Origin of the sequence: Sphingomonas sp. PL-96 (genome assembly GCF_020707215.1) — a bacterium.
Lineage (GTDB): Bacteria > Pseudomonadota > Alphaproteobacteria > Sphingomonadales > Sphingomonadaceae > Sphingomonas.
This window is the reverse complement of record NZ_JAJFET010000005.1, coordinates 150,522-169,864: the sequence shown is the minus strand read 5'-3', so window position 1 is coordinate 169,864 and position 19,343 is coordinate 150,522. Positions and strand designations below refer to the sequence as shown.

The 19,343-nt window shown below is 68.9% G+C and carries 20 protein-coding genes; 8 read left to right on the top strand and 12 right to left on the bottom strand.

The features are described 5' to 3' along the window. Positions 1 to 3: 3 nt before the first annotated feature. Both LK533_RS11255 and LK533_RS11250 read right to left on the bottom strand, forming a co-directional pair. Entirely contained in the window at positions 4 to 1,134 is a 1,131-nt protein-coding gene (locus LK533_RS11255; protein ID WP_229362991.1) for a Re/Si-specific NAD(P)(+) transhydrogenase subunit alpha, read from the bottom strand. Continuing rightward, a complete protein-coding gene (locus LK533_RS11250; RefSeq protein ID WP_229362990.1) occupies positions 1,134 to 1,259 on the bottom strand; it encodes an aa3-type cytochrome c oxidase subunit IV in 126 nt (41 codons plus the stop codon). Before LK533_RS11250 ends, LK533_RS11255 begins: the two co-directional genes overlap by 1 nt. A gap of 139 nt (positions 1,260 to 1,398) precedes the next feature. On the opposite strand from LK533_RS11250, the gene LK533_RS11245 reads away from it, so the two are divergent. Further along, the gene (locus LK533_RS11245; RefSeq protein WP_229362988.1) at positions 1,399 to 2,829 is read left to right on the top strand and encodes a sigma-54-dependent transcriptional regulator; all 1,431 of its coding nucleotides are present in this window, start codon (positions 1,399 to 1,401) and stop codon (positions 2,827 to 2,829) included. 108 nt (positions 2,830 to 2,937) lie between these two features. On the opposite strand, the gene LK533_RS11240 is transcribed toward LK533_RS11245, so the two are convergent. From LK533_RS11240 to glmM, 7 genes are all read right to left on the bottom strand, one after another. Next, entirely contained in the window at positions 2,938 to 3,561 is a 624-nt protein-coding gene (locus LK533_RS11240) for a hypothetical protein (protein ID WP_229362987.1), read from the bottom strand. A gap of 57 nt (positions 3,562 to 3,618) precedes the next feature. After that, positions 3,619 to 4,713, bottom strand: coding sequence for a dihydropteroate synthase (folP, locus tag LK533_RS11235; protein ID WP_229362985.1), 1,095 nt, complete (start codon positions 4,711 to 4,713; stop codon positions 3,619 to 3,621). 97 nt (positions 4,714 to 4,810) lie between these two features. After that, complete coding sequence (locus LK533_RS11230) at positions 4,811 to 5,941, bottom strand: site-specific DNA-methyltransferase (RefSeq protein WP_324255292.1); 1,131 nt, start codon at positions 5,939 to 5,941, stop codon at positions 4,811 to 4,813. 181 nt (positions 5,942 to 6,122) lie between these two features. Continuing rightward, a complete protein-coding gene (locus LK533_RS11225; protein WP_229362983.1) occupies positions 6,123 to 6,731 on the bottom strand; it encodes a ribonuclease HII in 609 nt (202 codons plus the stop codon). Further along, positions 6,724 to 7,911: a bifunctional hydroxymethylpyrimidine kinase/phosphomethylpyrimidine kinase gene (thiD, locus tag LK533_RS11220; RefSeq protein ID WP_229363140.1), complete on the bottom strand. Its 1,188-nt coding sequence runs from the start codon at positions 7,909 to 7,911 to the stop codon at positions 6,724 to 6,726. Before thiD ends, LK533_RS11225 begins: the two co-directional genes overlap by 8 nt. A 2-nt stretch (positions 7,912 to 7,913) precedes the next feature. Then, positions 7,914 to 8,138: a DUF1272 domain-containing protein gene (locus LK533_RS11215; RefSeq protein WP_229362981.1), complete on the bottom strand. Its 225-nt coding sequence runs from the start codon at positions 8,136 to 8,138 to the stop codon at positions 7,914 to 7,916. Continuing rightward, complete coding sequence (glmM, locus tag LK533_RS11210; protein WP_229362979.1) at positions 8,138 to 9,478, bottom strand: phosphoglucosamine mutase; 1,341 nt, start codon at positions 9,476 to 9,478, stop codon at positions 8,138 to 8,140. The genes LK533_RS11215 and glmM overlap by 1 nt, the downstream gene beginning before the upstream one ends. Before the next feature lie 71 nt (positions 9,479 to 9,549). Here glmM and LK533_RS11205 point away from each other — a divergent pair, with 71 nt between their 5' ends. Further along, the gene (locus tag LK533_RS11205; RefSeq protein ID WP_229362978.1) at positions 9,550 to 10,836 is read left to right on the top strand and encodes a dicarboxylate/amino acid:cation symporter; all 1,287 of its coding nucleotides are present in this window, start codon (positions 9,550 to 9,552) and stop codon (positions 10,834 to 10,836) included. A 128-nt stretch (positions 10,837 to 10,964) separates the two neighbouring features. Here LK533_RS11205 and gor read toward each other — a convergent pair whose 3' ends face one another. Both gor and pgi read right to left on the bottom strand, forming a co-directional pair. Next, positions 10,965 to 12,314, bottom strand: coding sequence for a glutathione-disulfide reductase (gene gor, locus LK533_RS11200; protein ID WP_229362977.1), 1,350 nt, complete (start codon positions 12,312 to 12,314; stop codon positions 10,965 to 10,967). Positions 12,315 to 12,429: 115 nt separating this feature from the next. Further along, positions 12,430 to 13,929, bottom strand: a complete 1,500-nt coding sequence (gene pgi, locus LK533_RS11195; protein WP_229362976.1) for a glucose-6-phosphate isomerase — start codon at positions 13,927 to 13,929, stop codon at positions 12,430 to 12,432. Positions 13,930 to 14,042: 113 nt separating this feature from the next. Between pgi and lepB the strand changes: the two genes are divergently transcribed. From lepB to era, 3 genes are all read left to right on the top strand, one after another. After that, positions 14,043 to 14,849, top strand: a complete 807-nt coding sequence (gene lepB, locus LK533_RS11190; RefSeq protein ID WP_229362975.1) for a signal peptidase I — start codon at positions 14,043 to 14,045, stop codon at positions 14,847 to 14,849. Continuing rightward, the gene (gene rnc / locus LK533_RS11185; RefSeq protein ID WP_229363139.1) at positions 14,846 to 15,517 is read left to right on the top strand and encodes a ribonuclease III; all 672 of its coding nucleotides are present in this window, start codon (positions 14,846 to 14,848) and stop codon (positions 15,515 to 15,517) included. The genes lepB and rnc overlap by 4 nt, the downstream gene beginning before the upstream one ends. 211 nt (positions 15,518 to 15,728) lie before the next feature. Next, on the top strand, positions 15,729 to 16,631 hold the full coding sequence (gene era, locus LK533_RS11180) for a GTPase Era (RefSeq protein ID WP_229362974.1): 903 nt from the start codon (positions 15,729 to 15,731) through the stop codon (positions 16,629 to 16,631). A gap of 3 nt (positions 16,632 to 16,634) precedes the next feature. On the opposite strand, the gene LK533_RS11175 is transcribed toward era, so the two are convergent. Then, positions 16,635 to 17,339 (bottom strand): NAD-dependent deacylase, encoded by a 705-nt coding sequence (locus LK533_RS11175; protein WP_229362973.1) that lies wholly within the window; start codon positions 17,337 to 17,339, stop codon positions 16,635 to 16,637. A 121-nt stretch (positions 17,340 to 17,460) separates the two neighbouring features. On the opposite strand from LK533_RS11175, the gene LK533_RS11170 reads away from it, so the two are divergent. From LK533_RS11170 to nth, 3 genes are all read left to right on the top strand, one after another. Continuing rightward, complete coding sequence (locus LK533_RS11170; protein WP_229362972.1) at positions 17,461 to 17,787, top strand: hypothetical protein; 327 nt, start codon at positions 17,461 to 17,463, stop codon at positions 17,785 to 17,787. Between the two features lie 103 nt (positions 17,788 to 17,890). Further along, entirely contained in the window at positions 17,891 to 18,619 is a 729-nt protein-coding gene (gene dapB, locus LK533_RS11165; RefSeq protein WP_229362971.1) for a 4-hydroxy-tetrahydrodipicolinate reductase, read from the top strand. Beyond that, a complete protein-coding gene (gene nth, locus LK533_RS11160; RefSeq protein WP_229362970.1) occupies positions 18,616 to 19,281 on the top strand; it encodes an endonuclease III in 666 nt (221 codons plus the stop codon). The genes dapB and nth overlap by 4 nt, the downstream gene beginning before the upstream one ends. Positions 19,282 to 19,343: the final 62 nt, after the last annotated feature.

Sequence of the window (19,343 nt, the reverse complement as noted above, 5' to 3'; positions counted from 1 at the left end):
GGGTCAGGCCTGAAGCAGCCGGGGATGCACCACGGCGCCATCGCGGGTGAGGCGAATGCCCTGAGTTACCTCGTCCTCGTCCGGCAGCACCGGACGCCCGGCATCCTTGTCCCAATAGGCCGAGAGGAAGTTGTAGAGGTTGCGCGCGAACAGTGCGGAAGTGTCGGCGGCGAGCCGGCTCGGCACATTGCGATGGCCGAGGATGCGGACACCGTGACGCTCCACCACTTCGCCCGCGACCGCGCCCTCGACATTGCCGCCCTGCTCGACCGCGAGGTCCACCACGATGCTGCCGGGTCGCATCGTCTGGAGCTGGGCGTCGGTGATGAGCCGCGGGGCGGGGCGGCCGGGGATCAGCGCGGTGGTGATCACCACGTCCTGCTTCGCCAGGTGACTGGACACCAGCTCGGCCTGCGCCTTCTGGTACTCGGGCGACATTTCGGTGGCATAGCCGCCCGAACCCTCACCCTCGATGCCGGCGACATTCTCCACAAAGATCGGCTTGGCGCCCAGCGACTGGATCTGCTCGCGGGTGGCCGACCGCACGTCGGTGGCGGAAACCTGCGCGCCCAGCCGGCGTGCGGTGGCGATCGCCTGGAGGCCCGCCACGCCCACGCCCATCACGAACACGCGCGCGGCCGAAACCGTGCCCGCAGCCGTCATCATCATCGGGAATGCACGGCCATAGGCGGCGGCCGCATCGATCACCGCCTTGTAGCCGGAAAGGTTCGACTGCGAGGACAGGATGTCCATCGACTGGGCGCGCGTGATGCGGGGCATCCACTCCATCGCCAGCGCCTCGATCCCGAGCGCGGCATAGCCGTCGACCCGCGAGCGCTCACCGAACGGATTGAGCCCCGCCACCAGCCAGGCACCGGGCCGGATGCCGGCAAGCGATTCGGGGGCAGGCCCCCGCACGCCCAGCACCACGTCCGCGCCAGCCAGTATCTCGGCCCGGCTGCCGATCGTCGCACCTGCCGCGGCAAAGTCGGCGTCTGCAACCGAGGCGTTGCTTCCGGCTCCCGCCTCCACCGCGACGCTCGCGCCGAGCTGGACGAACTTCTTCACCGTTTCGGCAGTGGCGGCCACCCGCCGCTCGTCCGCGGCGGTTTCGGACAGAACGGCGATCTTCATCAGCCGGCGATCAGCCAGACGACCAGCGCGGCGATCAGGAGCACGACAATCGTCCCCCATTTCACCAGCCAGAGGAATCCGCTGTACGTTTCCTTATGGGCAGTCAGGTCGCCATTGCCGGCCATGCTCGGATCCCTAACAGTCTGCTGTGGTGACAAGCTTAGCTGCACCATGGCAAAGCGCCAAGTGCCCCGCGTGCAGCCTTAAGCGACCCTTTACCGTCTATGCTATAGCGCTGCCGCGACAAGGCTTGGGGAGTCGGGGATGACGCGCAACGGCCAGCGCCTGCTGATGGTGATTGACGACGATCCTGCCCAACGCCGCCTGGTTTCGGTGATCGGCGGGCGCCGCAACTGGCGGACGATCTTCGCCGACGACATCGATTCGGCACTGGAGCTGCTCGCAACTCCGGAAGGGCTCGCGCTGGATGCCATCCTGCTCGACCATGAATTCCCGGAAACCGAGGCGGAGCTCGCCGGGCTGATCGCGGCCCTGCGCCGCAACCGCCCCGCGCTGCCGCTGCTGATGCTCACCGCCGATGGGTCGGTGGCGCAGGCGGTCGCGGCGATGCGCGCCGGCGCCAGCGACTTCCTGGTAAAGCCGCTCGCGCCCGAACGGCTGCTCGCGGCGCTGGATGCAGCGGCCGGGGCCGGCGAGGCGGGCGAGCTCCGGCCGTTGGCGGAAAAGCTGTCGATGCCGCTCGCCTTTGACGAGGTGGTGGGGTCGGCGCCCCAGTTCCGTGCCGCGCTGGCGATCGCGGCCAAGGCGGCACGCGCGCGCGTGCCCGTGCTGATCGAGGGCGAAAGCGGCGTCGGCAAGGAAGTGCTGGCAGAGGCGATCCATGCGGCATCCCCCCGCGCGCGCCGGCAGATGGTGCATGTGAATTGCGGCTCGATTCCTGCCAACCAGATCGAAAGCGCGCTGTTCGGGCATGAAAAGGGCGCGTTCCCGGGCGCTTTCGAGCGTCGGACGGGCCGGTTCGAGGAAGCGGACGGCAGCACGCTGTTCCTGGACGAAGTGGGCGAAATGCCGCTGGCGGTGCAGGCGAAGCTCCTCGACGCGATCGTGGCGGGCGAGGTGCGACCGATCGGCGCTCCGTATGCGCGCAGCGTCGACGTGCGCGTGATCGCGGCCACAAACCGGACGCTTGCCGACGAGGTCGAGGCAGGGCGGTTCCGCGAGGACCTCTATTATCGCCTCAACGTCGTCCAGCTGACGATCCCGCCGTTGCGCGAGCGGCCCGGGGACGTCGCCCCGCTCGCTCGCCATCTGCTCGCTCGGATCGGGCGGCAGCCGGGGCTGCGGCCGCTCGGCATCACCGACGATGCGCTGGCACTGCTCGCCGGCTATGGCTGGCCCGGCAACGTCCGCCAGCTCCAGAACGCGCTGTTCCGCGCCGCGGTGCTGTGCGAGGGCGATGCGCTTACCCGCGCCGACTTCCCGCAGATCGCGCAGCTTTCCGACGAGGAGACGATCCGCCGCCCGGCACCGCTGCGCCCGACGGAGGCCGGGGTGACGCTGTTCCGCCCCGACGGCAATCTGCGCGCGCTCGACGAGATCGAGGCGGACGTGATCCGGCTCGCGATCGGCCATTATCGCGGCCGGATGAGCGAGGTTGCGAGGCGGCTCGGGATTGGCCGCTCCACCCTATACCGCAAGCTCGGCGAGCTGGGGATCGACCAGAGCGCGGCGTGAGGTCCGGCTAGTAGCGGATGACGTTGAAGGACGCTCGCCGATGCTCCGATACGGAGCTTCGGCGAGCTCAGCCCCACCTCGGCACATAGGACTTAGAGGTATCCGGCTCTAGAGGCAGCGCCGCGGCCCGTCTGCGATGGCGCGGGCACGCTCGTTCTGGCCGGGGCCGGGCGGGATCCTGTCCGAGATGCAGGGCGTCGGAAGCAAGGACACGGGCACGAGGTAGGACGTCGGCCGCGTCGGCTCGTTCGGGTCCTCCACCACCGCATAGCGCAGCACGATCGCGTCGGGGCGAAACGCGCCATTCTCCTCGCGACCGCGCCACTCGATCCGGTCGCCCAGCTTGCTGAACCCGCCGCTCGATGCGGCGACCAGGCCGAGGCGATGTTGCTTGCCGTTACGCAGCAGCATCATTTCCTCGCGCGCGTCTCCATCGACAACCTCCAGCCGATAATCGGCAAGTCCCGGGCAGGCGACACGGGAATAACCCTCTTCCGGAACCAGTTCGATCGTCTGGCACGATTGGAGGCTGGTGTAGCGCGACACGCGGGCAGGTGGCGCTGCGGTTGCAGATGGCGTGGGTGACGGCAGCTGCGAGACGATAGGCGGCGAAGGCGAAGCCGTGGCGGGCGCAACGGTGTTGGGCGGGGCGTCCTCGGGTGCGTCGCCGCATGCGGCGAGTGCCGCCGGGAGCAGGAGCGGGATGGCCCGGATCGCGTGTGGCTTCGGCACGGCCGCTCCCTTCTTGCTGAATGGCCTGGCGAAGATGCCGCAAGGCGGCGATCCTGCCTACCCCGCCAGCGCCGTGTCGCGCAGGCCGCGCCACACGCGCAGCGCCTGCACCGTATCCCCCACGTCATGGACGCGGATCAGCTGCGCGCCGGCATCCGCGCCCTTCAGCGCCAGTGTCAGCGAACCGCCCAGCCGCTGGTCGGCAGGCGCCTCCTTCGAGAGCGCACCGATCATCCGCTTGCGGCTGGCGCCGAGCAGGACCGGGCAGCCCAGCCCGTGGAAGATCGCGAGGCCGTTCACCAGCGCGAGATTTTCGGCCAGCGACTTGCCGAAGCCGACGCCGGGGTCGACCAGGATGTTGGCGCGCGCGACGCCGCCGGCGACCACCGCCTCGACCCGCTGTTCCAGCCAGTCGAACACGTCGGTGAGCACGTTGCGATACCCCGGCCGCGCATGGCCGCCGGTTGCCGGATCGGGCGAGTGCATCAGCACCACCGGGCAGCCGGCGCGGGCAACCACCTCAAGCGCGCGAGGCTCGAACAGCAGGGCGGCGACATCGTTGACGATGTGTGCGCCTGCCGCCAGCGCCGCCTCCATCACCGCGGCCTTGCGGGTGTCGATCGAAATGGGAGTACCGCTTGCGGCCAGCCGCTCGATCACCGGCACCACGCGGGCGATCTCGTCTCCTTCCCACACGGTCGCGGCACCGGGGCGAGTCGATTCGCCGCCGACGTCGATCAGCGCTGCGCCGGCTTCGGCCATGCGATGGCCTACCGCGGCGATGCTCGCGGGATCGGCACCGTTGCGGCCGCCATCCGAAAAGCTGTCGGGCGTGCAGTTGAGGATGCCGGCGACCAGCGGCTGGTCGAGCCGCAGCATGCGCGCGCCGCAGGCGATCGGCGCGCGCGGCGCGGTGATGCGGGCGTGGAGCAGTTGCAGCCGTTCGGCCTGAGTGGTCGAGACGCGCTCCAGCAATGGGGGGAAGTCGGCGAGCGGCACTGTGGCGCGGAAGCCGGGGGCCAGCAGTTCGTACGCAGCAAACCACTGCATCCCGCCCGCCAGCCGCGCGGCCTGCCCGTCGAGCCCGACGGGCGTGTCGACGAAGTGGATCGGTCGGAGGTGCAGGCGGGCGGCGGGCGGAGGCAGCGTCATGCCCCCGCTTTCGCGCAGTGTCGGTCGGGCTGCAACGGTGCCAACGTCGTGCTTCTGCGAAAGCAGGAGCACGGGTTCTATGTGTCGTCGCCCACCCTTACGGCTGCGTCGCCAGCAGATACGTCTGGCGCAGCGTGTCGATCGCCTGGAGGCGACCCTCATGCTCGTGGTGCCAGAAGGTCCAGCCGTTGCACGAGGGCGCGCCCTGGAGCGTGGCACCCAGCTTGTGGATCGAGCCGCTCTCCACGCCGCAGGCGAGCGAGCCGTCGGCGCGGACCACCGCCTGGAAGCGGCGCTTGGCGTCCGTCAGCACCAGGCCGGGCGCAACCATGCCGTTTTCCACCAGCGTGCCGAACGCCACGCGCGGCGCGCCCTTGGGCGCCTGCATCGTGCGCAGCGAGGATTCGTCGAGCGGCAGCGCCTCGGCGATGCGCTGGGTCGCGGCGTCGATGTAGACGCCTTCGCGCTCGATGCCGATCCAGCGGCGGCCCAGCCGCTTGGCGACGGCGCCGGTGGTGCCGGTGCCGAAGAACGGGTCGAGCACGACGTCGCCGGGATGGGTGGCGGCCAGCAGCACGCGATAGAGCAGCGCCTCGGGCTTCTGGGTCGGATGGACCTTGTGCCCGTCCTTCTTCAGCCGCTCCGGCCCGCCGCAGATCGGGAATTCCCAGTCGGAGCGCATCTGCAGCTCGTCATTGAGGGTCTTCATGCTGCGATAGTTGAAGGTGTACTTCGACTTCTCGCCCATCGACGCCCAGATCAGCGTTTCGTGCGCGTTGGTGAAGCGGGTGCCGCGGAAGTTCGGCATCGGGTTGGCCTTGCGCCACACGATGTCGTTGAGGATCCAGAAGCCCAGGTCCTGGATCGTCGCACCCACGCGGAAGATGTTGTGGTAGCTGCCGATCACCCAGATGGTGCCATCCGGCTTCAGGATGCGGCGCGCCTCGGCAAGCCAGTCCTTCGTGAAGCGGTCGTAGCTCGCGAACGAATCGAACTTGTCCCATTCGTCGGTGACGGCGTCGACATGGCTGCCGTCGGGACGGTTGAGATCGCCGCCGAGCTGGAGGTTGTAGGGCGGATCGGCGAAGATCATGTCGACCGACGCGGTCGGCAGCGCACGCATGTGCGCGATGCAGTCGCCTTGCAGGATGGTGTCGAGCGGCAGTGCCGCGCGCGGTTCCGCTGCCGTCTTTAGCGACCGCGCCCGCACTTTCTCCAACACCCCCATCGATTCACGCCCCCTTGTTGTTGCCCACACTCCTGCGGATCGGCGGACTCGGGTCAAGCAAACAATTTTTAACCAGAATCCCGGCGATTCCACGGACATGCGCCGCACCGACGCCAAGCGGAAGATGTTGAGTCCGAGAAGGCCGCCATGCCCCACTGCTGGTGGGTGTGGCGCAAAGGACTCAGCCGACGCTTTCCAGCGGCAGCCAGGCCTGGGCGACCGGCGCGAACGAGCGGCGGTGCAGCGGCGTCGGCCCGAGCGACTTCAGCGCATCCAGGTGCGCGCGCGCCGAATAGCCCTTGTTCGATGCCCAGCCATAGCCGGGGTGGCGGGCGTCGGCCTCGATCATGATGGCGTCGCGGTGGTGCTTGGCGACGATCGAGGCGGCCGCGATCGACAGGCACAGCGCATCGCCGCCGACCAGCGCGCGCGAGGGGTGCGGCCAGTCGGGGCAGCGGTTGCCGTCGACCAGCACCATGCCCGGCGCCACGCCCAGCGCATCGACCGCGCGGTGCATCGCCAGCATCGTCGCCCAGAAGATGTTGATCGAATCAATCTCCTCGACGCTGGCGATGCCGATGCCGACCTTGGCGCAGGCGAGGATCTCCGCGCACAGTCGCTCGCGTCGCAGCGCCGTCAGCGCCTTGGAATCGTCAATTCCGTCGGGGATGCAATCGGGGTCGAGTACCACGGCGGCGGCGACGACCGGGCCGGCGAGCGGGCCGCGGCCGGCCTCATCGACGCCGGCGACCGGGCCGGGGTGGAGACGTTCGTGCGAATAATCAGGCATTTGCGATGCGCCATGGCGGAAACCGCCGCATCTCGCCAGCCTGATAGAGGCAGACGGAATTGCCCGCAGGATCGGTGAGCCGCGCCTCGCGCCAGCCCCAGGGCTGCTCGGTCGGTTCCTGGTTAAAGGCGATACCCTGCTGGCGCAGGTAGCGGACGGCAATGTCGAGGTCGCCGACCTCGAAATAAACGGTGGGGCGGTCGGCGCCCTCGACCATCTCGATCGAAAAGGTCGCGCCCCCCTCGCTCTCGAATCGCGCATAGCGCCGGCTGGAGCGGACGATCTGGCGCAGGCCCAGCATGCGGTAGAAACGCTCGCTTGCGGCGAGGTCGGTCGCGGGCACCGTCACCTGGTTGAGCATCGGCGACCAGCGGCTGGCGTTGAGGTCGAGCCGGACGCCCTGCTGCGCCATCGGGCCGTGGCCGTCGCCGAGCGGCTCGGCCCCCAGCATCGCGATGCGCACGAAGCGGCGCGCGCGTGCCACCGCTTCGGTCAGGCTCCACTCGCCGGCGAGGCCGCAGGCGATGGCGGTCGACAGCGTGCAGCCGGTGCCGTGCGTCGCGGCGCTGTCGATGCGCGGATCGCTCCATTCGACGACCGGCGGCCCGCCCGGTTCGGCAGGGTAGAGCCGGTCGACCACGGTCGGACCATCGTCATGCCCGCCCTTGGCGAGCACCGCGCACCCGTGGGCGGTGGCAAGCCGGCGCGCCGCCTCGGCCCGTGCCTCCACCGTCGCAAGCGGCGCGTCCGCGAGGGCTTCCAACTCGGGGATGTTCGGGGTGACCAGCGTGGCGCGGTCCATCAGCCGCTCGAAGGCGGCGATGGTGGCGGCATCCGCCAGCCGGGCGCCGCTGCTCGCGACCATGACGGGATCGAACACCACCGGCACGCCCGGCAGCTGCTCCAGCCGCTCGGCGAGCGCGAGCGCGGTGCGAGCGGATCCGATCATGCCGATCTTGATCACGTCGACGCCGATGTCGGAGACGACCGAATCGATCTGCGCCAGCACCATGTCGTTCGGGATCGGATGCACGCCGTCGACGCCGAGCGTGTTCTGCGCGGTGATCGCGGTGATCGCGGTCATGCCATGGCCGCCGAGCATGGTGACGGTCTTCAGGTCCGCCTGGATGCCGGCGCCGCCGCCTGAATCGGACCCGGCGACGATCAGGATGCGCGGCATCGTCACGCCGCGTGCCGCCGTGTCGTGGAGGCAGGATGGTCCTTGAGCGCCTTGCCCACGCGCGCCGGGCGGTCGAGCAGCTCGCCGCCGCAATTGGGGCAGTGCTCGTCCAGCTCGTCCGCGCATTCGGCGCAGAAGGTGCATTCGAACGAGCAGATGAACGCGCCGCCCTGGTTGGGGGGCAGGTCCATGCCGCAGCGCTCGCAATCGGGACGCATCTCCAGCATCAGGCGGCCGCCTTCTGCACGGCGTCGCAGATGCGGGTGACCACCGCCTCCACCTGCGCGCGGTCGTCGCCCTCGGCCATCACCCGGATTACCGGCTCGGTGCCGGACGGGCGGATCACCAGCCGGCCGCGCTCGGCCAGCTCGGCCTCGGCCGCAGCGATGGTCTCGGTGACACGCGGGTGCTCGAGCGGCTTGCCGCCCGAAAAGCGCACGTTGCGCAGCAATTGGGGAAGCGGATCGAAGCGGTGCAGCACTTCGCTGGCCGGCGCACCCGCGCGGGTGACTTCGGCGAGCACCTGAAGAGCTGCGACCAGCCCGTCGCCCGTCGTCGCATAATCGGACAGGATGATGTGGCCCGACTGCTCGCCGCCGACATTGTAGCCGGATGCGCGCATCTTCTCGAGAACATGGCGGTCGCCAACCTTGGTGCGGACCATGCCCAGGCCCTGTGCCGCCAAGTGCCGTTCGAGCCCCAGGTTGGACATGACGGTCGTGACCAGACCGCCGCCTTTCAGCCGCCCCTGCCGTGCCCAGCCGGCGGCGATGGTGGCCATCAGCTGGTCGCCGTCCACCACGCGGCCGGTCTCGTCCACCACGATCAGCCGGTCGGCATCGCCGTCGAGTGCGATACCGATCGCCGCGCCGGACGCGACCACGGTCTCCGCGAGCAGTGCGGGCGCGGTCGAGCCGACCCCGTCGTTGATGTTCTTGCCGTTGGGCGTAACGCCGATCGCGATCACGTCGGCGCCCAGCTCCCACAGGGCGGAGGGGGCGACCTGATAGGCGGCGCCGTTCGCGCAATCGATCACGACCTTGAGCCCGTCGAGGCGCAGGTTTTCCGGAAAGGTCGCCTTGGCGAAGTGGATGTAGCGGCCGCGCGCGTCCTCGACGCGGCGGGCGCGACCGATCTCTTCGGAGGGTGCGAGTGCCACCTCGCCGTCGATCAGCGCCTCGATCGCGGCTTCGTCCGCGTCCGAGAGTTTGAAGCCGTCCGGCCCGAACAGCTTGATGCCGTTGTCCGCATAGGGATTGTGGCTGGCCGAAATCATCACGCCCAGGTCGGCGCGCATCGAGGTGGTGAGCATCGCCACCGCCGGGGTGGGCATCGGCCCCACCAGCACCACATCCATGCCGACCGAAGTGAAGCCCGCGACAAGCGCGTTTTCGAGCATATAGCCCGACAGGCGGGTATCCTTCCCGATCACGACGCGATGACGATGGTCGCCGCGCAGGAAGTGGGCCCCGGCGGCCATGCCGACCTTCATCGCCATCGCCGCAGTCATCGGCGCGCAATTGGTGGCGCCGCGAATCCCGTCCGTACCGAAATATTTTCTTGCCATCGGCTCAGCTGCCCTCAGGTTGTGCCGCTTTCGTCGCGCGTGGATAGCGCGCGTTTTGATAAAGGGCGAGCATGTCGCAAGCGGCGCGTATTCTTGTGGGACTGGTGGCCGGGCTGGCGCTGGGGGTGATCCTCGCGTCGCAGGCGCCGGATGCGGCGATTGCCGGCATCGGCGTGGCGGAGCCGATCGGTACCGCCTGGCTCAACGCGCTGCGCATGACGATCGTACCGCTGGTGGTGGCGCTGCTGGTGACCGGCGTCGCCCAGACCGCCGAGGCGGCACGCGCCGGCCGCATCGCGACACGCTCGATCCTGCTGTTCGTCGTGCTGCTGTGGAGCTTTTCGGCGCTGGGGGCCGGCGTGACGCTGGGGCTGCTCGACTGGTTTCCGCTGTCGGACACCGCGGCCGCCGCGCTGCGGACCACCTTTGGCCAGGCTGGGCCGAGTGCCGAGGTGCCGCCCTTTACCCAGTTCCTGGTCGCCATCGTGCCGACCAATCCGGTCGCGGCTGCGGCGAACGACCAGTTCCTGCCGCTGATCCTGTTCACGCTGGTGTTCGCCTTTGCGCTCACCCGGCTGGGCAGCGAGCCGCGCCAGCTGCTGGTGCGGCTGTTTCAGGGGCTGGCGGACACGATGCTGATCGTGATCAACTGGGTGCTGTGGCTGGGGCCGATCGGCGTGTTCGCCCTCGGCTATGTGGTCGGCGCGCGCGCCGGCACCGCGGCCTTCGGGGCGCTCGTCCATTATGTGCTGATCGTGATGGCGGTCGGCATGGTGGTGTGGCTGCTCGCCTATCCGTTGGCGATGTTCGGCGGGCGCGTGCCGCTCGGCCGCTTCCTGCGCGCGACCGCGCCGGCCCAGGCGGTGGCGATCAGCACCCAGTCCTCGCTCGCCTCGCTGCCGGCGATGCTGCGCGGATCGGAGGAGGCGGGGGTGCCCGTCGCCACCTCTGGCGTAGTGCTGCCGATGGCGGTGGCGCTGTTCCGGGCGACGGGTCCTGCGATGAACGTCGCGGTCGCCGTTTATGTCGCGCATGTGTTCGGCGTCGAGCTCGGCGCCGGGCAGATCGCGGCGGGCATCGCCGCGGGCGCGATCACGACCATGGGCGCGGCAAGCCTGCCGGGTCAGATCAGCTTCGTCTCCTCGATCGCGCCGATCGGCGTGGCGATGGGCGTGCCCGTCGAGCCGCTCGCGCTGCTGGTGGCGGTGGAGACCTTTCCCGACCTCGTCCGCACGCTTGGCAACGTGACCATGAACCTGGCGGTGACCAGCGTGATCTCGGAGCGGGTCGCGGGCGGGTCGGTGCGGACCGAGACGGATGCGCTGCTCTCGGGAGGGGAGGCGGTGCAGGTTCGCTAGAGCACCGACCCGCTCATTCTTCCCGTGCTCCCGCGAAGGCGGGAGCACGGGGTTCCACACGCTAGCCTGGTCCTGCGTAGCCCTGGATCCCGGCCTGCGCGGGGGTACCCGCGCGGAGGGTGCCCGCCTCAGCGCATCAGCACCAGTTCCTCAGCCATGCTCGGGTGCAACGCCACCGTCTGGTCGAACGCGTCCTTGGTGAGGCCGGCCTTCACCGCCACGGCCGCCGCCTGCAGGATCTCGGGCGAATCCGGGCCGATCATGTGCAGGCCGACGACACGGCCGGTCTCGCTCTCGCAGATCATCTTGTAGAGCGCGCGCTCGTTGCGGCCGGCCAGCACGTTCTTCATCGGGCGGAAGTCGGACTGGTAGACCTTGACCGAGCCGAGCTTGGTCTTGGCCTGCGCCTCGGTCAGGCCGACACCGGCCATCGGCGGGTGGCTGAACACGGCGGAGGGGATGTTCTCATAGTCGACCCGGTGCGGCTTGCCGCCGAACACCGTGTCGGCGAACGCCTGCCCCTCGCGGATCGCCACGGGGGTCAGCTGCACGCGATTGGTGACGTCGCCCACCGCATAGATGCTGTCGCAGCTCGACCTGCTGTCCTCGTCGACCTCGATCGCGCCCTTGTCGTCGAGCTTGATGCCGGCGGTCTCCAGCCCGAGCCCCTCGGTGTTCGGTACGCGGCCGGTTGCGAACATCACGCAGTCGACGGTGATCGGCTCATGGTTGGACATGGTGACGGTCAGGCAGCCGTCCGCGCCCTTTTCGATGCGTTCGAACTCGGCGTTGAAGCGAAAGTCGATGCCCTTGAGCATCGAGATCTGGAGCAGCCGGTCGCGGATGCTCTCGTCATAGCCGCGCAGGATCACGTCGCTGCGATTGATCAGCGTGACCTTGCTGCCGAACTCGTTGAAGATTCCAGCGAATTCATTGGCGATATAGCCGGCGCCGGCGATCAGGATACGCTTGGGCACGGCATCGAGGTGGAATGCCTCGTTGGAGGTGATGCCATGCTCATGGCCGTCGAAGACCGGGATCGCCGGACGCGCGCCGACCGCCACCAGGATCTTGCCCGCCGTGATGGTGCGGCCGGACGCCAGCTTGACGGAATGCGGGCCGGAGACGGTCGCGCGTTCGCCGATGATCTCGACGCCGTGGTTGGTCAGCGTGGAGGTGTAGGCGCCGTTGATCCGGTCGACTTCGCTGAGCACATTGTCGCGCAACCGCGGCCAGCTGAAGTTGCACGGCTCCGGCACGTCCCAGCCGAACTGCTTGGCGTCCCGCAGATCCTCGGCGAAGTGCGCGCCATAGACGAGCAGCTTCTTGGGCACGCAGCCGCGGATCACGCAGGTGCCGCCGACCCGATACTCCTCCGCGATCGCCACCTTGGCACCATGGGCGGCGGAAACGCGCGCGGCGCGCACCCCGCCCGAACCGGCGCCGATGACAAAGAGGTCGTAGTCGTAATCAGCCATGATGCTCGCCTGCAGGAAGGGGCGCGGGGATTGCCCGCGAAAGAAGTGCGCCTGTAAACGTGTGGTCGGCGCGGGGGCGGTGCAATGCCTCCCCCGCGCCGGCCACGGTGCGCGCTTAGCCCGCGAGCCCGGCGCGGCGCAGCAGGTCGGTGGTCGACGCGTCGAACGCCTGGCCGCCCTTGTCGGCCGCCTTGGCCATTTCCTTGCCGAGCTCGACGCCGAACTGGTCGAACGGGTTGATGCCCAGCAGCACCGCCGAGACAAAGGTGCGATGCTCGTAAAAGGCGATCAGCGCGCCCAGCGTGCGTGCGTCCACCCGGTCGAGCAGCAGCGTCGACGACGGACGGTCGCCCGGATAGGCGCGCGCCTGGTCCTCATTGCCGCGGCCGGCCATCAGCGCCGCGCCCTGGGCGAGCACGTTCAGCAGCAGCTGGCGGTGATGGCCTTCGTTCAGCGAATCGCCGGCCTCGATCGCGGCGACGAACTCGACCGGAACCAGGTGCGTGCCCTGGTGAAGCAGCTGGAACACCGCATGCTGCGCGTCGGTGCCGACGCCACCCCAGGTAATCGGCGCGGTCGGGCGGGTGACGGGTGCGCCGTCGGCGGTCACGCGCTTGCCGTTCGACTCCATCTCCAGCTGCTGGAGATAGGAGGGCAGCAGCCGCAGCCGCTCGTCATAGGCGAAGGTGGCGCGGGTCTGCGCCTTGCGGACCTGGGTGTAGTAGAGGTCGGCAAAGGCCGCGAGCACCGGCGCGTTGCGCAACGGCTCCGACAGGCGGAAGTGGCGGTCCATCTCGGCCGCGCCCTCCAGCAGCTCCTCGAACACGTCCCAGCCAAGGCCGATCGCGGCCGGAAAGCCGATCGACGACCACAGCGAATAGCGGCCGCCGACGCTTTCGGAGAAGGGCAGCACGCGAGTCTCGTCCACGCCCCATTCGATCGCCTGTTCGGGGTTGGCGGTCAGCGCGATCACCTTGCCATAAGGATCCTCGACGCCGTTCTCGGTCATCCAGCCGATCGCGCTTTCGGCGTTCAGCATCGTCTCGGTGGTGGTGAAGGTCTTGGACGCGATCACCAGCAGCGTGGCGTCAGGATCGAAGTCCTCGATCGCCTCTTCCAGCGCGACGCCATCGACGTTCGAGACGATCGCCACGTCATAGCGGTCCGAGTCGCGGCCGAGCGCATCCATCAGCAGGTCGGGGCCGAGCGCCGAGCCGCCGATGCCGACGTGCAGCACATGGCGGATGGGCCCAAGCGCATCCGCCTCGATCGCATCGATCAGCGCGCGGGTACGCGCGTGGAAGCTGCGGGCCAGCGCCACGGTCTCCGGATTGCCCTCGCCGCGCTGGGCCGGGTGCTCGGCGGCGCGGCCTTCGGTCGCGTTCACGACCTCGCCCGCGAACAGCGCGTCGCGGCGTGCGGCAAGCCCGGCGGCTTCGGCCAGCTGCGCGAACGCCTGGAGGCCGGCGGCGTCGAGATGCGTCTTGGACCAGTCGAAATGGATGCCCGAGACGTCGAGCGTCAGCGCGTCGAGCCGGTTCGGCTCGGCTTCGAACAACTCGGTCAGCGGCTTGGGGCTGAGGGCCTCCACGGCCTGCCAGGCGGTGTCCGTCATGCAAATTCTCCTTGGAGCCGTCGTCCTGCGGCGACCTAGCGCGGCACAGGCCGCTCGGCTACTCCCAACAGGCCGGCTTGACGTGGGCTGGACTCCCCCGCACAGCATGCGCCATGGCCAGCAAACCCGCCGCCCGTGCTCCGCGCTCCGAACTGCGCGAGACGGTGCTGTTCTTCGTGAAGCTCGCGATCTTCGTGTTCGTGATCCGCAGCTTCTTCTTCTCGCCCTTCAACATTCCGTCGGGGTCGATGCTCCCGCGGCTGCTGATCGGCGACTATCTGTTCATCACCAAGTGGAACTACGGCTATTCGCGGCACAGTCTGCCGTGGAGCCTGCCGCTGATCCCGGGACGCGTGTTCGCCAGCACGCCCGAGCGCGGTGACGTGGTGGTGTTCAAGGCGCCCCCGACCGCCGAGGACAATTGGGTCAAGCGCGTCATCGGCCTGCCAGGCGACAGCGTGCAGATGCAGCACGGCCAGCTGTTCCTGAACGGCAAAGCGATCCCAAAGCAGCGCATCGGCGACTTCGTGCTGCCGGTCTCGCCCAATTTCGGCTGCCGCTTCGAATTCCAGGACGAGGACGCGGCCGGCAAGCCGATCTGCCGCTATCCGCAGTTCGAAGAAACGCTTCCCAACGGCAAGCGCTACCGCGTGCTCGATCAGACGACCACCGCGGCGGACGACACGGGCGTCTACAAGGTGCCGGCCGGCCATGTCTTTCTGATGGGCGACAATCGCGACGACAGCGCCGACAGCCGCTTCCCCGCACTGCCCAACCAGGGCATCGGTTTCGTGCCGATGGAAAATCTGGAGGGCAAGGCGGTGGTGAACTTCTGGTCCACCGACGGCAGCGCCCAGTGGCTCCTGCCCTGGACCTGGGTGAGCGCGGCGCGCTTCGACCGGATCGGGGAAGGCTTCTGAGCACGCCGCCTCTCAGCCCCTGGCTCGCCGACACCTTTGGCTGCGACGGTCTGCCGCTGCCGCCGTTCGAACGCGCGCTGACGCACGGCAGCCATGCCGGGGACAGCTATGAACGGCTCGAGTTTCTGGGCGACCGGGTGCTCGGCCTGCTGATGGCCGAGTGGCTGTTCGAACGCTTTCCGGACGAGCCCGAGGGCAAGCTGTCGCGGCGTATCAACGCACTGGTGACCGGCGCCGTCTGTGCCGAGCTGGCGCGCGAGCTGGGCGTGGTGCCGCATCTGCGGCTCGGCAAGCAGGCTCGTGACGACGGCGCGACGCAAAGCGACAATGTGCTGGGCGACGTGATGGAGGCGCTGATCGGCGCCTTTTACCTCGAGGCCGGGCTGGAGGCGACGCGCAGCTTCGTGCGCCGCATCTGGGCTGACCGCATCGAAACTCAGGTGCGCGCCCCCAAGCATCCCAAGTCTGCGCTGCAGGAATGGGCCGCGTCGCACGACCGGCGGCCGCCCGAATATACCGTGGTCGACCGCTCCGGCCCCGGCCATGCCCCGCGCTTCACGGTAAAGGTCGCGATCGGCAAACTCGCCGAGGCGTCCGCGCAGGGGACGTCGAAGCAGGAAGCCGAAACCGCCGCCGCCAAGGCGCTGTTGCGCCAGCTGGAACGGTAGTCAGAACGCGCCGTTTGTCCTGAGTAGCCATTGAGCGAAGTCGAAATGGCGTATCGAAGGACCGCCACCCGTGCTTCGATACGGGGCTTCGACTTCGCTCAGCCCCTACTCAGCACGGACGGTTCTGCTCGAAGCCATCCTGCTCTAGGCTTGCGTTGACCGGCGCGGGCCGCACCCCCATTCTCCCTTTTCCTCTTCGTCAGGCTTGCACATGAACCTTTCTTCCCAACGCTGCGGCCTGGTTGCCGTGGTCGGCGCGCCCAACGCGGGCAAGTCCACGCTGGTCAACGCCATGGTTGGCCAGAAGGTCGCGATCACCAGCGCCAAGGCGCAGACCACGCGCACCCGGCTGATGGGCATCGCGATCGAGGGCGATACCCAGCTTCTGCTGGTCGATACGCCCGGCATCTTTGATCCGCGCCGCCGGCTCGACCGGGCGATGGTGGCCGCCGCGTGGGAAGGGGCGGAGGGCGCCGATGCGATCGCGTTCGTGGTCGATGCCAAGGGCGGACTTGGCCCCAAGGTCACCGACATCGCCGAGCGGCTGGCCCATCGCCGCGAGCCCAAGCTCCTCATCCTCAACAAGGTCGACATCGCCGACAAGCCGCGGCTGCTGACCCATGCGGCGCGCCTCAACGAGCAGATGGGCTTTGACGAAACCTTCTTTGTCAGCGCCCAGACCGGCGACGGCGTGCCGGAACTGAAGGCCGCGCTCGCCGGCCGTATGCCCGAGGGCCCGTGGCACTTCCCCGAGGACCAGGTCTCCGACGCGACCGACCGCATGCTCGCGGCCGAAATGACGCGCGAGCAGATCTACCACCAGCTCCACGCCGAGCTGCCCTATGCGATCGCAGTCGATACCGAGCTCTACAAGGAGCGCGAGGACGGGTCGGTCGAGATCCACCAGCAGATCCTGGTCGGGCGCAAGAGCCAGCGCGCGATCGTGCTGGGCAAGGGCGGCACCCGCATCAAGGAAATCGGCGCCAAGGCGCGGGCCGAGCTGCAGAGCGTGATGGGCGTGCGCGTCCACCTCTACCTCCACGTCAAGGTGAAGCCCGACTGGGAGGAGGACCGTACCCTCTATCGCGACATCGGCCTCGACTGGGTGGAGTGAGGGTCAGCGCTGCGTCAGCACCGCCTCCACCCACTCCGGGACCAGCCGGGTAGCGGGGCCGAGGCGGGTTTCGTCGAACCAGTGACTGCCGGCGGAGCGCTCCAGGTTGAGCTCCAGCGTGGCGGCGCCGAAATGCGCGGCCATCTGGACGAAGCCTGCGGCGGGATAGACCGCGCCCGAAGTGCCGATCGACACGAACAGGTCGGCCTCCGCCAGCGCCGCCTCGATCCGATCCATCTCGTACGGCATCTCCCCGAAGAACACGATGTCGGGGCGCAGCGCCCGGGCACCACAGGCGGGGCACACCGCACCCGGTGGGAGCTCGGTACCATGCGGGCTCCGGGCGCCACAGGCCGCGCACAGCGCCGAGCGCAGTTCGCCATGCATGTGCAGCAGCCGCCGGGCGCCGGCGCGTTCGTGCAGATCATCGACATTCTGGGTGACGATCAGCAACTCGCCCGGCCATTCGGCATCGAGCCGCGCCAGCGCCTGATGCGCGGCATTGGGCTCGACCGTCTCCAGCGCCGCACGCCGCAGGTCATAGAAGCGGTGCACCAGTGCCGGGTCGGCGGCGAGTGCCTCAGGGGTGCAGACGTCCTCGACGCGATGCCCTTCCCACAGGCCGCCGGGTCCGCGAAAGGTGGCGAGGCCGCTCTCGGCGGAGAGGCCCGCGCCGGTGAGGACAACGATGTTGCGGGGGGTGGTCATGTCCCTTCCTAACGCAGTTGGGCAACGCAGCCATTCCACAAAGCGGCTTGAAGCGAGGACGACGTGCGACTAGCTGCCTGCCGCAATGCAACAAATGCTTGAACTGGCCCGTTCCACCCCCGTGAGCGACACCCAAGAAGACCGCGCGAGCATCAGCGACATCCTGCGCTTTGCGATGATGCAGCGCATCTGCGTGTCGGTGGTGTACAACAACATGGACATGCTGCTGGCCCCGCACATGCTGTGGACCAAGCATGGCGACCTGCACGTCGATGCGGTCACCGTCGAGCGCGCGGGCGGCGCGCCCAAGATCGCGAAGCTCGGCACGTTCAAGCTCGCCGGGCTCAACAGCGTGGCGCTGACCTCGCGGCTGTTCGAACCCTTCGCCGAGTTCAACGTGAACGACCCGAAATACGCCGAAGCGCCGGTCGCGCATATCGCCGCCTGATCCGTTTCGCTGCCGTCTCGGCTTGTCGGGACCGGCGGTATTCTGCAAGGAGCCCGCGGTCCCGGCGTGCGTTGGGCTGAGGGGCGCAAGAGGCGGAGCGGACATGGCTAGCATTGGCATCTATGGGCGGCTGGGTCGCATGGGACAGGCGATTGCGGCCGTGATCCCGGAGCTGGGCGCGACCCTGGCCGGCGGCGCCGATGCGGGCGAGAACCCGGAGGCGATCGCGCGCAAAGCCGATGTGCTGGTCGACTTTTCGGCCGCCGTCGCAGTCGATGCCCATCTCGATGCGGCCCTGGCGACCGGCACGCCGATCCTGATCGGAACCACCGGCCTTACCCATGCGCAGCATGCGCGCATCGACGCGGCAGCCCAGCAGATCCCCGTGCTCCAGACCGGCAACACCTCGCTCGGCATCGCGCTCCTGTCGCGGCTGGTGCGGGAGGCGGCCGGGCGGCTGGGCGCGGACTGGGACGTGGAGATCGTCGAGACCCACCATCGCATGAAGGTCGACGCGCCGTCGGGCACTGCACTGATGCTGGGCGAGGCGGCGGCGGCCGGCATGGGCGTTGCCATGGCGGACGTGGGCGTGCTCGGACGGGCGGGACTGGTCGGTGCGCGCGCGGCAGGCACGATCGGCTTTGCAGCGGTGCGTGGCGGCCGCGTGGTTGGCGACCATCAGGTGATCTTTGCGGGCGAGGGGGAGCGGATCGAGCTTGGCCACCGCGCCGACGACCGCGCGATCTTTGCGCGTGGCGCGGTCAAGGCGGCGCAGTGGCTCGTGACCCAGGCGCCGGGCCGCTACGGCATGGATGCGGTGCTGGGCCTTTGAAGCGGGCCGACGTCTTCGAATTCTACCGGCGGCTGGCCGAAGCCAACCCGCATCCCGAGACTGAGCTCGAATCGGTCAACAGCTATACCCTGCTGGTCGCGGTCGCCCTGTCCGCCCAGGCGACCGACGTCGGCGTGAACAAGGCGACCCGCCGGCTGTTCGCAGAGGTCGACACGCCCGAAAAGATGGTGGCGCTCGGCGAGGACGGGCTCAAAGAGCACATCAAGACGATCGGCCTGTTCAACACCAAGGCCAAGAACGTGATCGCGCTGTCTCAGGCGCTGATCGACCACCATGGCGGCGAGGTGCCGGCGAGCCGCGAGGCGCTGGAGACGCTGCCCGGCGTCGGGCGCAAGACCGCCAATGTGGTGATGAACGTCGCGTTCGGGGCGGAAACCTTCGCGGTCGACACCCATATCTTTCGGGTCGGCAACCGCACCGGTTTGGCCAAGGGCAAGACGCCGCTGGCGGTGGAGCTGGTGCTCGACCGGGTGACGCCGCAGCCGTTCCGGTTGCACGCGCACCACTGGCTGATCCTGCACGGCCGCTATGTGTGCAAGGCGCGGACGCCTGAATGCTGGCGCTGCATCGTTGCGGATCTCTGCGCCTACAAGCCGAAGACGCCGGTGCCGGCGAAGCGCAGCGCCGCCGCTCTGAACTGACGCTGCGAGCCCCACACAGCTGCCGGACCGTGAGGACCGGCAGCCGGGGCTCTCCCAAGCCG

Excerpts from the sequence above, each read along its gene's own strand:
- LK533_RS11255 (WP_229362991.1), bottom strand. The coding sequence starts at position 1,134 with ATGAAGATCGCCGTTCTGTCCGAAACCGCCGCGGACGAGCGGCGGGTG.
- LK533_RS11250 (WP_229362990.1), bottom strand. The coding sequence starts at position 1,259 with ATGGCCGGCAATGGCGACCTGACTGCCCATAAGGAAACGTACAGCGGA.
- LK533_RS11245 (WP_229362988.1), top strand. The coding sequence starts at position 1,399 with ATGACGCGCAACGGCCAGCGCCTGCTGATGGTGATTGACGACGATCCT.
- folP (WP_229362985.1), bottom strand. The coding sequence starts at position 4,713 with ATGACGCTGCCTCCGCCCGCCGCCCGCCTGCACCTCCGACCGATCCAC.
- LK533_RS11230 (WP_324255292.1), bottom strand. The coding sequence starts at position 5,941 with ATGGGGGTGTTGGAGAAAGTGCGGGCGCGGTCGCTAAAGACGGCAGCG.
- LK533_RS11225 (WP_229362983.1), bottom strand. The coding sequence starts at position 6,731 with ATGCCTGATTATTCGCACGAACGTCTCCACCCCGGCCCGGTCGCCGGC.
- thiD (WP_229363140.1), bottom strand. The coding sequence starts at position 7,911 with ATGCCGCGCATCCTGATCGTCGCCGGGTCCGATTCAGGCGGCGGCGCC.
- LK533_RS11215 (WP_229362981.1), bottom strand. The coding sequence starts at position 8,138 with ATGCTGGAGATGCGTCCCGATTGCGAGCGCTGCGGCATGGACCTGCCC.
- glmM (WP_229362979.1), bottom strand. The coding sequence starts at position 9,478 with ATGGCAAGAAAATATTTCGGTACGGACGGGATTCGCGGCGCCACCAAT.
- LK533_RS11205 (WP_229362978.1), top strand. The coding sequence starts at position 9,550 with ATGTCGCAAGCGGCGCGTATTCTTGTGGGACTGGTGGCCGGGCTGGCG.
- gor (WP_229362977.1), bottom strand. The coding sequence starts at position 12,314 with ATGGCTGATTACGACTACGACCTCTTTGTCATCGGCGCCGGTTCGGGC.
- pgi (WP_229362976.1), bottom strand. The coding sequence starts at position 13,929 with ATGACGGACACCGCCTGGCAGGCCGTGGAGGCCCTCAGCCCCAAGCCG.
- lepB (WP_229362975.1), top strand. The coding sequence starts at position 14,043 with ATGGCCAGCAAACCCGCCGCCCGTGCTCCGCGCTCCGAACTGCGCGAG.
- era (WP_229362974.1), top strand. The coding sequence starts at position 15,729 with ATGAACCTTTCTTCCCAACGCTGCGGCCTGGTTGCCGTGGTCGGCGCG.
- LK533_RS11175 (WP_229362973.1), bottom strand. The coding sequence starts at position 17,339 with ATGACCACCCCCCGCAACATCGTTGTCCTCACCGGCGCGGGCCTCTCC.
- dapB (WP_229362971.1), top strand. The coding sequence starts at position 17,891 with ATGGCTAGCATTGGCATCTATGGGCGGCTGGGTCGCATGGGACAGGCG.